At 41.5% G+C, this 13,642-nt stretch carries 8 protein-coding genes and 2 pseudogenes; 8 read left to right on the top strand and 2 right to left on the bottom strand.

Translation table 11 applies throughout. The annotated features are described in order from the left end of the window. The first annotated feature begins 478 nt into the window (after positions 1-478). The 6 genes and pseudogenes from FIU95_RS16265 to FIU95_RS16240 form a co-directional block, all read left to right on the top strand. Positions 479-1,414, top strand: coding sequence for a hypothetical protein (locus tag FIU95_RS16265; RefSeq protein WP_152454760.1), 936 nt, complete (start codon positions 479-481; stop codon positions 1,412-1,414). A gap of 535 nt (positions 1,415-1,949) precedes the next feature. After that, entirely contained in the window at positions 1,950-2,531 is a 582-nt protein-coding gene (locus FIU95_RS16260) for a hypothetical protein (RefSeq protein ID WP_152454759.1), read from the top strand. Positions 2,532-2,935: 404 nt separating this feature from the next. Next, the gene (locus FIU95_RS16255) at positions 2,936-3,694 is read left to right on the top strand and encodes a hypothetical protein (RefSeq protein ID WP_152454758.1); all 759 of its coding nucleotides are present in this window, start codon (positions 2,936-2,938) and stop codon (positions 3,692-3,694) included. Between the two features lie 339 nt (positions 3,695-4,033). Further along, positions 4,034-4,378, top strand: coding sequence for a hypothetical protein (locus tag FIU95_RS16250; protein WP_152454757.1), 345 nt, complete (start codon positions 4,034-4,036; stop codon positions 4,376-4,378). Next, positions 4,375-4,581 carry a hypothetical protein gene (locus FIU95_RS16245; protein ID WP_152454756.1) on the top strand — a complete coding sequence of 69 codons (207 nt, stop codon included), beginning with the start codon at positions 4,375-4,377 and terminating at the stop codon, positions 4,579-4,581. The genes FIU95_RS16250 and FIU95_RS16245 overlap by 4 nt, the downstream gene beginning before the upstream one ends. 2,008 nt (positions 4,582-6,589) lie before the next feature. Then, positions 6,590-7,546: pseudogene (locus tag FIU95_RS16240) on the top strand (tyrosine-type recombinase/integrase); the annotation flags it as partial. 62 nt (positions 7,547-7,608) lie between these two features. Here FIU95_RS16240 and FIU95_RS21815 read toward each other — a convergent pair. Continuing rightward, a pseudogene (locus FIU95_RS21815) lies at positions 7,609-8,724 on the bottom strand (IS3 family transposase). A gap of 439 nt (positions 8,725-9,163) precedes the next feature. Between FIU95_RS21815 and FIU95_RS16230 the strand changes: the two are divergent. Together FIU95_RS16230 and FIU95_RS16225 are read left to right on the top strand one after the other, a co-directional pair. Then, positions 9,164-9,709, top strand: a complete 546-nt coding sequence (locus FIU95_RS16230; RefSeq protein WP_152454753.1) for a hypothetical protein — start codon at positions 9,164-9,166, stop codon at positions 9,707-9,709. 647 nt (positions 9,710-10,356) lie between these two features. After that, on the top strand, positions 10,357-11,325 hold the full coding sequence (locus tag FIU95_RS16225) for an IS30 family transposase (protein ID WP_152454752.1): 969 nt from the start codon (positions 10,357-10,359) through the stop codon (positions 11,323-11,325). 123 nt (positions 11,326-11,448) lie between these two features. Here FIU95_RS16225 and FIU95_RS16220 read toward each other — a convergent pair whose 3' ends face one another. Beyond that, positions 11,449-12,804: a hypothetical protein gene (locus FIU95_RS16220; RefSeq protein ID WP_152454751.1), complete on the bottom strand. Its 1,356-nt coding sequence runs from the start codon at positions 12,802-12,804 to the stop codon at positions 11,449-11,451. Positions 12,805-13,642 lie beyond the last annotated feature (838 nt).

Genomic DNA, 13,642 nt, shown 5'->3' with positions numbered 1-13,642 from the left:
CGCTTTATTCGATGAACGTATGTCTATTTTATCCGATAAGCTAGACCTGTCTAGTGTATATAACGTCGAAAGCAGAGGATGAACTTTATTGAATGTTGGACAGCCTGTGATGAACATCATCAATGATAGTACCCCTATATAAGTATTTACATGCATTAATGGATGTGAGAATCACTAGTGTCAAGGAGCAAATTATAGAGCCATGGCGTACAGCCGCAGAAAATTTTTCCTAACTTATTGGCTTATTTTTGGGTAAAATGTGCTCAAGCGCGGGAGGGTAAACTAGAGGACTTTAGGTGATAATTTACTAGCTCTGGCTGCTATTTTGATAAGAATTAATAACATACTGTAAATAATAGATTTTTTACAAGCCCGCAGGATAAATTTCAGAAATGAAGGCAAGATGGATAGTAACCCATCGGCTCTTTAATAAATTGTTAGGTATAAAAGTACCGCAGTTCAAAGAAAGGATACAATAATGAAATATGTGTATTTGATACTCAATTGGGCATTTGGAGTTCTATTTTTACTAGCAGGTCTAACATCTTTATTCGAGTCTCCTGTGGGTGCTCTGTGTTTAATTGCAATTGCTTTGTTGCTGCTCCCTCCTTCAAGAAGTTTCGCTTATTCAAAAACTAACAAAGAGTTATCGGTTAAAGCTAGATCAGTAACTGTTTTTGCTCTATTTATGGCTTTTGGCTTATTTGTTGGACAGGCACAGAGTAGGAAAGAGCAAGAACTAGCAGCACAGCAAGCTCGAGAACAGGCAGAAAGGGCCGCGCAAGTACGACAGGAAAATATCGACTATTTCAATAATAATAAAGAGGAAATCCTAGCGCAAGCGAATACGGCATTGTCTCAAAAGAATTATCAAGCGGTAGTTTCTCAAACGTCTAAGTTTTTAGTTTCTGGTGATGAGCAGCTAATAAAAATTAGCAATTCAGCAAAAGCTGCAATAGCAGAGAAAGAAAAAGTTCAAAAGACAGAATCGCTACTCGCTAAACTCAAAACCATTCCTGCATCTAAATTTGAGCAAAACAGAGATTTGTATCAACAGCTGTTAATTATGCATCCGAGTAATGAGAAATACAAAGAGAAGCTGACCCATTACACCGTAAAAATTGAAGAGGAGAAGCAGGCCAAAATTGCAGTGGAAGCAAGGAAGAAAAGAATTGACCGCCAATTCAGCGCGTGGGATGGTTCACATAACAATCTGGAGCGTCTTATCAAAAGATCAATGAATGACCCCGATAGTTACGAACATGATGAAACGGTTTACTGGGACAGGGGGGATCACTTAGTCATTAGAACTACATATCGCGGCAAAAATGCTTTTGGTGGCGTAGTACGTAACTTTGTAAAAGCAAAGGTAAGTCTTGATGGCGATATATTACAAATCCTCGATCAAACTTAATGTTTGACGGTGTGTTCTAATTGGAAATAATTTCCGCTGCTTTTCAGATTTGCCTGTAAGCGTGAAGTTAGGGGGTTAGTTTTGAGTCAGGAATTAAATAAGATTAAAGCTTTATTCCAGAAGTTAATCGCATCAGAGGCTTACCCGTTCCCGGAGAAAGGTCAGCGCCTGGACGCACCGAATCAAAGAGGGGTCTACATTATTATAACCAATCGTGGCTCTATTCTACACGTGGGAAATACACCTAGAGGTAAGAATGGCATTCATCAAAGGCTAAAGAACCACCTAGGTGGTTCTTCATCTTTCACAAAAAAATATTTGTCTGGCGACGGCTCAAAACTAAGAAAGGGCCATTCTTTCAAATGCCTCACTGTTGTAAACTCAAGACACAGAGTCTTGCTGGAAGCTTATGCAATTGGCGTTCTTTGTCCAAGGCATATAGGTCTTGGCTGGCATCAGAATCCCTAGCGAAGGGTGGCGACAAAGGATGTTTAGTGTATTGCCCTTAGAATTAGTTATTTAAGTGGATATAGATGTGACACTAAAGAAAATTAGAATAGAAAACGTCAAAGGAATATCAGATCGATCTTTTGAATTGGATATAATTCCAAATAAGCCAAGTTTATTAGTGGCTCCAAATGGCTTTGGTAAAAGTTCATTTGCCACAGCATTCCTTAGCCTCCAGAGTAAAAAAATATCTGTTCATGATGACCTCCAGCATAAAAGCGACTCAGGTTTACAGCCAAAACTATCTATAGAATATAAGGATGGCGACGGAAATGAATATTGTTTAGCAGCCGATTTGGAGAATAACAATATTACCAATCACTTTTCCTCATTTGTAATTAACAATAAAATAAAAGCGAAAGGAATAGGTAGAAACTTTGGGGGCAGGACCGCTGTTAGCGCTTCAATAGCCGTTGAACCAGTCACACTGATTGACACCATTCCTAAGAAGGAGGATTTCAGCTACTCATATCTCTCACAAAAAAGCGATTTTGGGATCAATGGGAAAGTGCTACCCAACATTTCTTCTTATCTTAAAAACCCTTATTTTTCCAGTTCGCTTAGTGATTTTTTCATTGAATTTAATCGAATGTCCCAGGTGAGAAATTAAGCAAAAGTAGACAAGGTAATTTCTGAAATTAATGGACAGAATGGAAATGCAGAGCAGCTAAAAGATTGGATCTTAAATAACAGATCTGACACGCTTGCTGAAGTAGAACCATTAAATAATATAGCTAACCATATATTAGCCGCAAACTTAGGTGTAGATAGACGCGAGTTAGCTTTCTTGATTGCAATTCAGCTGCATTCTGAATACAGAAAAGATAAAGAAAAATTTAAAAGGGCGGTAAAATATAGTCGCTACATTATTGAAAAAATGGATTCAAAGAAATACTTGAAGCATTTAATAGTTCTTGGTGCAACATCTCCCCTAAGGAGAGAGGGAAGAAGCTTGTTGTAGAGCTCCCAAAGGCGAACCATATATCAAATGGTCAGAGGGACGTCATTACATTTGTGGCACTATTGTATCGAGCCGAAAGAAAGCTAACCGGACTCAATGCCATTCTTGTAATTGATGAAGTTTTTGACTATCTAGATGATGCCAATCTAGTTGCTGTTCAATATTACATTACGAAACTTATCGATAAATTTAATAATGATGGTCGCCGCTTATACCCACTTATTCTTACTCACCTCAATCCATATTATTTTAAAAATTTTGCATTTAGCAATCAAAAAATTTACTACTTAGATAAAAAGGAGATCCAACCAAATCAAGCAATGGTCAAGCTTCTAAGGAAGCGCGATGAGCTTTCAATTAAGAACGATGTATCTAAGTTTTTACTGCACTATCATCCTAATGAAATTAACAAGCGCGCAGAATTTCATGCGCTCGGCTTGCGCCAGACTTGGGGTGAAGGTGATAAATTCTCAAGATTCACCAAAGCAGAAGCCAGGAAGTACATTGAAGAAGAGGATGAACTCGATCCTTTGGCTGTCTGTTGCGCTGTGAGAGTAGCAATTGAAAAATCTGTTTATCAGCAACTAAATAATGATGCCAGCAGACAGATTTTTCTATCTACATTTAAAACCAGGGAAAAGCTTTCCTTCGCTGAGAGGAGTGGAGTAACCATACCTGAATATTTCTATTTACTTGGTGTTATCTACAATGATGGAATGCATTGGCGTGAAGGACATGACAATATTTCACCTATAGCAGCGAAACTAGAGAACCAAACGATTAAACGACTCATTGAACAGGTATTTAATTAAAAATAAATGACGCACGCTTGCAGTCTGACCACCTAAGTTTCCGTGTTATTGTATAGCTTTATATACCTAAAGATTAACATAATAACACTCTGGTTTTGGTGCGACTTAAGCAGACGTTAGGTGATAGCGTTTTGAGATTTTGAATCAGGAACTCTATGAGATATAAAGAAACAGAATGGTTTGTTGCAGAAAATACTAATCAAGCAATATGGTTGAGACTAAAACGTTTATCTAGTTCACAACTATGTAAAAAGATTATTAAGAAAAAAATCATAGTCTTGCCCCTCAAGCCCTAGAGGCCACCCAAAGCTGGGAATTCTCTAGGCTTCGGCAGTACAAATGGGACTGGCCGCAAAACTACAGCTACTACAAGAAAGCTACCCCAAGCGTTTTGAAATCGCCGTGTGGAAAAACAACATACTTACGGCTATCTCTCTAGGCCGCCCTACCTATCATGCTACAGGGATGCGCCTGGACGTAGTGGAAGCCATGCCGCGCGACCTAGGCGAACGCTCCAATGTATTCGATACAATTATCCTAGCGTATGAAATCTATGCGCGGATGATCAATGCCAATCGTATTAGGATCATAAATCCGGTTAATGAAACGGTGAGAGCCTTCTATGAGAGATACGGATATCAGTACATCGCCAAGGGCAACTACCTGACAAGAGATATATTGTGATGACTGATAAAGATAAAGTGAAACGCCTGGCTGAGGCCAGACAAAAGAAAGGCTGGACACAAAAGGAAATCGAAGAATTTGCCAAGCGCCGCAGCCGTGAACTAAAGAAAATTTCCGAGGATATTGAGGAGCCTGATCATCTAGCTTCTGGAACCCAAAAATCTATCGAAGAGATATGTAAGGATGACGACAAAGAAGACTAAGAAACTGTCCGATTTGGAAAAGCAACAGGTGCCTTAGAAGGGAGAGGTATCCCCAGAAGAAGCTTGCACTAAGGCCACTATTTTTGCAGCTCAGATTAAGGCTCGGATGAAAAGTAAAGGAGCTAAGTTGAAATAAAGGGGTACCCCCTTGTTGAGTAATCAAGATTGCAGTAGAGGTATGTATTTTGGTCAACATGCGCAGAACAGGTCATTATCAACGTTAATCCGGGGGACCTTTCTATCCTGTCCAGTATTGCTTACTATTCTGGTGGCAAGTGTGACATCAATATTTATATCTAATCATCCGTTGCATATTGCTTTCATTATTGCTATCGGGCTGGCAATTCTTGCAGTCATGCAGCTACTGGAATCATCAACCCGCTTCGCGTGGATTTTTACTCTCCTTTCTTAATTTAGCCCTGCTCAAAATCTGCCTGCCTCAGTGGTTTGACCATAGTGAGGGCAGGCTTGGCTCAATCATTTTGTCTTTTACTGATTGGTTCTCTGTAAGACGCTATCGGTTCTGAAATGTTTGGTCACAAGATTACTAGTTGTACCTAGCCAAAATTGCCGCAGTTTAAAAGTATGCTGTAACACCTTTGGACTGTGAGAAATTGGGGGTAACAGAAAGGTGTGACAGTGCAAAGCCAGTAACCATGCGGCTTACAGCGATTCTGTAACACCTGTACACCTGTAACACCTTTATTTGATAGAGGTAGGAGTTGGCTGCTCCCCCCTCACCCCTTTGACTAGACTGGGACTGCGGAGTAGGGGGTATCATCAACTTGTGAGATGTTGGGGGGATGCCCTCAACAGAATATAGAGAGAGCATTTCTGAATTACTTTAGGGACTCCACTCTTAACGGATTGGCGAATCTATTTGACTGTGGTTGCTTCTCGTACAGGATCGGTAGATTGTGCCGGCCCCTGATGGTAGGAGTGTGAGTTTAATTCACTCCCATTTGTATTGGCCCAGACTGTGAATATCTACCTGACGTAACGAAGTAGCTCTAGTTTATGACTGAGCCTTAGGTGGGCGACGACATCTAATATTTCTGCTACTGGGGCAGAGTGTAGATTAACTGCCCGCTAATCGGTTTGGTGGCTATGGCTGAACTCTAAGCCAAGCTTAGGGTTCAAGGGGTCCTCCTGAGGAGCGAACACACGGGTAATTCGGACCCTGCTCTGTTAGCAGATATCTGATTTTTCCTAAGGGGGTTATACCTTCCTTAGAGTCAGTCAGGGGTAAACCCCTAGTTCGGGGTTTGGTGTTCTGACCGGCTGAACCCACGAGGGGTAGGTTGGATATCTGGCAGCCTTGTATCCGGCACTGCCGTCCTAGCTTAGATTTCACAATGGCTTAATTCAGGTAGGGGGGAGTGATAATTAGGTAGTTGTTCTGGGCGTTTCAAACCGACAAAGCGTCGGTTTTTGTCTGGCAGTGAAACCGGTGATTTGCCGGTTTTGGTTTAACTCTCAAAACCGCCAGTCCTGCGGTTTTGGAGGTGATGAAACATAGGCGACCTGAATGCTGAGGTGACGTCGCGATTCGCGGCTCCATCTTATGCGCTCAAGAAGCCGTTCATACTCAAGCCGATCCCCTGTCGAATGCTAGCCAAACCGCCAGATTCGCGGTTTGAGGTACATGGAAACAGGCTAAGGCTAGGGTCAAAGGCAGGTGGTACGGCAAGATGTGTATAGAGGCTTCAGTGGTACGTACTGCTGTTAAACCCCTCTAGTTGGGGGTAGGAATTCAAAGTGGTGCTACATATGGTGCTATTTTTCTGTTGAAGCTCCATGTGTATCCCGTAATTACTGGCCTATAGAGTGATTTTCAAGTCCCGCCCTGCACCACATCAAGATCCGAAGAAATTCGGAATCATCCAAAAAGCCCGGTAAATCCGGGCTTTTTGCTGTCTGGAGGGTACACAGCCCTCCGCTCTCGTTCGTTGACATCCGGTGTTAATCTGGTGCTACCTAGTTCAATTTAGAAACTGGTAGCACCACCTTGGTCCTGCCAGATACTCAAATCAAACAAGCCAAACCAAGCGACAAGGATCAGTGGCTTACGGATGGACAGGGACTGCGCCTGTTGATCAAACCTACTGGCTCCAAGTATTGGCGGCTTAAATATCGATTCCAAGGAAAACAAAAGACGTTGGCCTTGGGCGTTTACTCCTCTGTAAGTCTCAAGCAGGTGAGACAGAAGTTAGCTGAAGCAAAGCAGTTGTTGGAGGAGGGCCGCGACCCCTCAGTACAAAAGCAAGTTGAGAAACACCAAGCTAGAGTCAATATTGACCAAAGCTTTGCTGCTGTTGCTGAAGACTGGTGGAACCACCAGAAAGGAACTTGGACAGAGGACCATGCCAACTGTGTATGGACTAAGCTGCGAGATGATACCTTCCCTCGAATTGGCCAAAGGCCCATAGTTGATCTTCAGCCCCAAGATGTAATAGCCATTGTTCGTGATATTGAGGAGTGGGATGCGATGGATGTTGCGCAACGGGTTTTGCAAGATATTCGCCGCGTTTGTCGCTATGCGGTTCAAGTTGGCAAGCTTACACATAATCCCGCGATTGAGTTTACGGGTATTTTGCGTGGCCGAAAAAGTAGCCATCGGGCTTCCCTCCCACGAGAAGAGTTACCTTACTTCCTGAAAGAGTTAGAGCTTTATCAGGAGCGAAGGCGGATATTAACCAAGCTCGCTATCCAGTTATTATTACTCACCTTTGTTCGACCGGGCGAATTACGTTGTGCACGTTCGGAGCAGTTTGACTTTGAATCCTCTCTTTGGCGAATCCCCGGTGAGCGTATGAAGATGGGCACGGATCATATTGTGCCGCTGTCTTCACAAGCTCTTGGTGCACTTGAAGAGTTGAAGTCTTTAACTGGCCAGTACTTTCTTCTTTTCCCCTCTGAGTGGGAAAGGGCTCGGCCAATGTCCGATAACACTATGCGTGGGGCAATTTTTAAAATGGGGTGGGACGGCTCTCAAGAGGGAAGAAGTAAAGCGATCACTTATAGTGATCAACTATTTCCGGATAGTAAGTTAAGGTTTTCTTCAGCTTTCGCTGGCGGTATTTCGTCATTGTGTTGCTAGGGACGCTTCCAATTGTAGTAAGTCATCAGGTAATGACTGATGTCTCGCCTTGCTTCTGTGATGGATGTGTAACCGAGAGACGGTATCCATTCACTTTTAGGTTCCGAAACGGTCTTTCCGTTGGTGCATTATCCCAGCAATTTCTATGCCGACTCATACTCTGAGCCATTTGGTAGCGCCACAGCCGTTGGCGGAACGGATGACTGGCATACTGGCTATCATGATCCGGGTGGAGCATAACTCCATCGGGCTTTCCTCACTGCTTCCAGGCCTTTTATAGCTAATGATCCATTTGGTTACCGGGAGAAGGCTTACCCAACGATACGGCGCTATAACCGTAGCTAGATAACACCAGCTTGAATATAGGTAATATCACCTCATCAAACTTGGATGGGCTTATCTACAATAAACTGGTGGTTAAGTTTATTTGCTATATCTAAGCGCTCTACGATTGCTCTCTTTTACTTATGAGGACCAGGTTGCTTACATACCAAGTCCGTTTCATACATGAGCCTTCGAGCTTTAAAGTGCCCGATTGGTACCCCTGCTCGCAGAGTAAAGCTACGATTGTACGGTTTCTGGCAGAGCTACGACCGCGCTCGAAGGCCTCAATGATTTTGGAGCAGAGTTACACTCTGGGTAAATCAGAGGGGTTCTTTTGTTTCCTATATTCGTGGTAACTTGATTGAAATATTTCAAACGCTTCGCGGACCAGTTCCACGAACTCCTGTTTACTTAATTGGTCAATCAACACATACGATTCATCTCGCCAGACACTAAGATGCGGTAGCCTTTTTTCGGATTTCTTTCTCCTTTTTTAAGGGACTGATACGAGCTTCATGCTCCTTAATTTTCTTTTACTTGGTGATCAGCACTTTACTTGTAGGCGTCTATCCGCGACGCTCAGCCTCTAGTTGCTTCACCCAATGCCGGATAACCGTTGCACAACACCCGTTGATGGGGCTGGTTCCAGGCTCGAATAGCTTTCTTCTACGATTAGCTAGTGTAAATTCAGGAGAAAAAAATCGAAGTTGCTTGCTAATTTAATACCTCTATCTTCGGTGGCAACTTTACCATCTAAATTGGTGTCCGGATTTAGTAGAACATTACACTTTACAATTCAGCACAAGAGTACAAAATTGATGTGCGAAGCCTAGAGCTACTCTCGAAATAGACAGAGGAATTATTGATGTTCTTGGTCCCTTGAAAAGGGTTTTCGAGATTCATATAAGAAGTCTGTCTGCCAGACCTGTCGCTACTCAATTTGTTTGTCAGTTAGTGGCACCTTGGTACATTCTCAGAAGCATGTTGGCGGTTTTAAAGCTCGAAGTATATTTGCCGCCTCCTAAAATGACTGCGGTGGAGGGATTCTTATGGCTAGGGAATCTTAACAGTTTTTCTGAGTGAGGTTGGTGATTTCTTGTTAGTTAATAACAGAGTATTTATACTGCCTGCTCGTATATATTTTTTTAAGGATGAAAAATGAAGTTTTTGAAGTATATGCTGCCCGCACTGGCTTTACTGTTTGTGAATCAATCGTTTGCTGAAGTGGTTTTTATTAGCGGAGTTAAGCATAGTGTCACAGAATACTCTCATAGTTCAGATACTCAGCGAGTTGCCGACATTGATATCCTAGGTGATGAGGGGCAGGAAATAACTTTTGATATTACCGCAATCGTTTCAGGTTTAGGTCGGTTGAACCCCGATGTTATCTGTCGTTATACATACGGAAGGGATAATTGCTACACAAGAAATCATCCCAGGATTTTCGATTTTGTTTATGATGTTAGGGTCACCGCAAACTGTGTTGCTAAAGATGGTAGTAGAACGGCAATAGGAGCTGACAGGGATAATAAGAATGTTTACACCAGTGTACCTATTTCAGATTTTCGTAGTGAGGTGGTCTTAACTATAGACAACGCCTCAATTTCTGGCGAGAAGTGTGAAACCTTAACCATCGATATCCAGGGTGACTTGGATGTAATTAACGATGTAGATTTAAAAGTCTTTACTTACGAAAAGTTTTAGTTAGTAGAGTGGTGGTGCCGGTAAAAATTATTGGCACCATTTTAATCAGTCTAAAAATTCATATGGCAGTTTGTCCAGAAGTGTTAGTCTACCTTCGTTCCCTATCTAAATGCTTTCCAGAATAAATAATCAGAACTCCGTGAAGAACTAGCATTACTATTAATAGTGAGCGGATACATCAAAAGATGAAGAGGCTTAGCTCTGGTTGGTTAACATCGATTGGTTCCAAGTGATAACTGGAATTCTCTTATCCTGTAGGTAGATTGTCTTGTAACCACTTAAAAAGTTCATTCGGTTACCCTCTACTTTGACTCCCTCAGGCTATTCATTACCAATTGCATATATTATCTAAAACCAAAATCTTTTAAGACCCTTCTTTACGAAAGGAGTGGGAATTAGCACGGTGCAAAGAATCTGTATTCATGATGCAGTGTTTCGGATAAATGTTTTATCAGGGAAGGGTCCATTTTCTCTGATCCACTGAAATTTCTGGTAGGTAAGCGTGCTTTGCTTATGGTGACAGCCTGGTAATGTTTGATTTTAAAAGTTCAGTTAAATAATACTTGGTTTCGGATAATAAGTGCAATTGGTAAGGGAGGGCTCAGCTGGTAGAGTCGACACCTCTCCCGACCAAGAGAAAGACGCTAATGAGCTACTACCAACTGAGCGAGAACGAACGATACCAGATTTACAGCCCAAGAAAAGCCGGACACTCTCAAAAAGCAATAGCAGACCTGTTGGAGAGACATCCCTCGACGATCAGCCGAGAGCTGCGACGCAATACAGGCTTGCGGGGGTATCGCCCAGGGCAAGCACATAAGCTCTCGGAGCTTAGACGCCGACAAGCGTATAAGGCACAGAAAGTGACTGATGGAGTTTGGCAACAAATAGACATCCTGACTCGGAAAGAATTAAGTCCCCAGCAGACTGCAAGCTATTTAAAGAAACATACACGTGTATCGTTACATCATGAAACGATCTACCAACTTATTTATTTAGATCAGGCAAATGGTGGAGACTTATACAAGCATCTTAGGCTTGCATCAAAGCCTTATCGTAAGCGCTACGGTAAGTATGATCGACGTGGAAAAATTAAAAACAGAGTGAGCATAGATGAACGGCCAGGAGTTGTTGATCGGATGAATCTGATAGGTGACTGGGAAGGTGATACCGTTATAGACAAGGGGTGTGGTGGAGCTTTGCTGACCATGATTGAACGCAAGACGCTATTTACTGTTATTGTCAGATTAACAGGTAAACGATCAGACTTATTGGCTGAAGCAGCGGTTAGTCACATGGTGAGTTTCAAAAATAAATTCAAAACAATTACCTTCGATAATAGTCTTGAATTTGCTGGTCATGAAACAATTGCAGAAGGCTTAGAAGCTAATATTTATTTTTCTCACCCATATTCATCCTGGGAGAGGGAGATTAATGAAAATACTAACGGCCTCATTCGACAGTATTTCCCAAAGGATACCGACTTTAATAAAGTAACAGGCGAGCAGGTTAAATTTGTAATGGATCGCCTGAATAGTAGACCAAGAGCGAGTCGGGGTGGAAGGTCACCGAATGAGTTATTTATGGGGCTGCAAGATGATCTGCTTGCGGTATAAAAAGATTGCACTTAATAGTTGAAACCAAGATAGTCTTAAATTTGCAGTTGATACATAATGCAGCTTTTATTGATGAGTTATTTAACGTATTTCTCAGTATTAGAAGTTGGGTTTATCAATAATTTATTGCCATATCACGCTACTATTATTTTGCCCAACCTGAATAACCATGATGTAATTGTTTTGGCTGTTTTGCACGATATCCTGTCTGTTTTCATTGCCGATTTGTATGCTTTTTATATAGTTTGAAATTCCTTTTTGGATGATAGAGAGGTTATTTCGGTCACCAACTTGACTAGCAGATATGCTCAGATCTTCCCCTGTCTGGATAATATTTGCAAAATTTTTAGAGCCTGTCTGGTGTGTGATAATACTAAGGTATTCTCCTGCTTGTTCAATTTCGCTAATATTTTTAGCACCAAGCTGTTCGCTGGAGATACTGATGGAGAGACCACTCTGATTCGCTGTGAGTATATTGTCTGAGCCAAATTGGTTAGATTTTAATGTGCTTAGCTCTGTAATGAGTTGATTAGCGGTGATCTGATTACCTGATTTGGATTGCTGAATTTCCATTGTGCTTTGATCAGAAACTTGCTTTAGGAGGGCATCGTTATCTTTCCCCCTCTGGTTGAGCTCAATGGTATTGTATGTCCCAGACTGCATAACTGAGGCCTGGTTGGCTTCGCCCCTTTGCAACATCGTAATATTGCTAAAAAAGCTTTTTTCCTGACTAATCAGTGCGCGGTTAAATTCATCATACTGCCGGACTTCTAACCTGCTTTCGGTAGACAAAGATTGAGATATCTCAATGAAATTCTTACCGCCATCTTGGAGTAGGTCAATATTGCTATTGTTAACATCAACCAAATAAATAGAGGCAAAGTTTTCTTTGTTAAATTGAAGGGACGATATGGTGTTGGAGAAACTCGTTTCATTTTCCTTTACAGCAATTTTATGTTTATTTCCATATTGAGTAGCTTTTATATTGCTGGAAGTGCTGGTTTCTTGCGTGGAGGTAAATATATTATTATGTCCCTCCTGAATGCTTGTGATGTTATTATTTTTCCCTGCATTTTGAGTGGCGTTAGATGAGTTTTGGTTGCCTATCTGTAATATGGATATTTTGCTATCGAGGCTATTATTCTGGCTGGCAGATACTATGTTGGCGTTACCAAACTGTTGGGTTGTAATAGACGATGAGATGCTGCCAATCTGGTAAATAGTGGCTTGGTTTCTCTGGCCAGTTTGGGTGGCTTGAATACTGCTATCAATAGTTTCAGGTTTTTGTTCAATAATGGTCTTATTGTTATGACCTGACTGAATTTCCTCGATAGAGTTGTCAATTTCCAGTGATAATTGATTGCTGTTAAGGCTGCTTTTCGAGACTAATTGGTTTCGTGGAATAGAGCTGTCTACCGCAAGAGTCGTGGCGCTGAGAAAAATAAGCACCCCAGGAATAAAATTGATATACGGGGGCATTAGTGTCTCCTTTACTACTTAAATCTAAGGAAATCGTCAGTATCGGAGGTCGGCTTTTGGAAACCTATGACCTTATTTAACAGGTTGTAAAAAGCCAAAAAAGATAGAGGCTTTTCGTTGAAGGACTAATTGTACTCAACCATTTATTGAGTAACCAGATATTGTGAGGCCAGATACTTCACTTTGAGTCCCCTTCGTGCATGTGGGTAAAACTTCTCATAAAGTATCGGAGTAGGCCAGATTTCACGCCATAAGAGATAAGTACTAATTATATGAGAAGAAAGTATGGTGCTGGCATCCATTTTCACGAAGGTCGTTCATTGGCGTCGATTTTTTAATTTGGATAATTGGTAGATTGAGGAACTGTGATAAACGATTGGTTGGCGGCCAGACCATTTTTATTGTTTTCTTGTGTGCCATTTTTGGGATTGCCAACTGCATCAAAGTGAAAGTTCTGATCATTTATTTAAGATTGCACAGAAGTTTTCCCTGCCAGTATCGATAATTTAAGAGATTCGCATACGAGAAAAATTTCTCATATTTCATGTTTGTCTGCATCAATATAGAGTCGTTTTTACCTAAGGGGCTAGATATATTTGCTTGTGGGAAACTGCAGGATATCCAGTAAATTGGATTCCGTATAATTCTTTTAGTTATGTGGTTTCTTCGCCCGCTAGAGATGAAAATATATTGCCTACATCAATGGTTTTTTCGTAGTGTTAATTTTGGATTTTGCATTTGCTTCTTTAGTATCTGGCGCTTCGATTTCATTTTCCATTTCACTGGTTGTTTTTTAAGGTCTATGCTGCCTTAAGGCTTGACGCGGTTACTGTAAACA

Source organism: Microbulbifer sp. THAF38 (assembly GCF_009363535.1).
Classification (GTDB): Bacteria; Pseudomonadota; Gammaproteobacteria; order Pseudomonadales; family Cellvibrionaceae; genus Microbulbifer.
The sequence above is the reverse complement of the archived record's forward strand: the minus strand, read 5'-3'. Positions and strand labels throughout refer to the sequence as shown.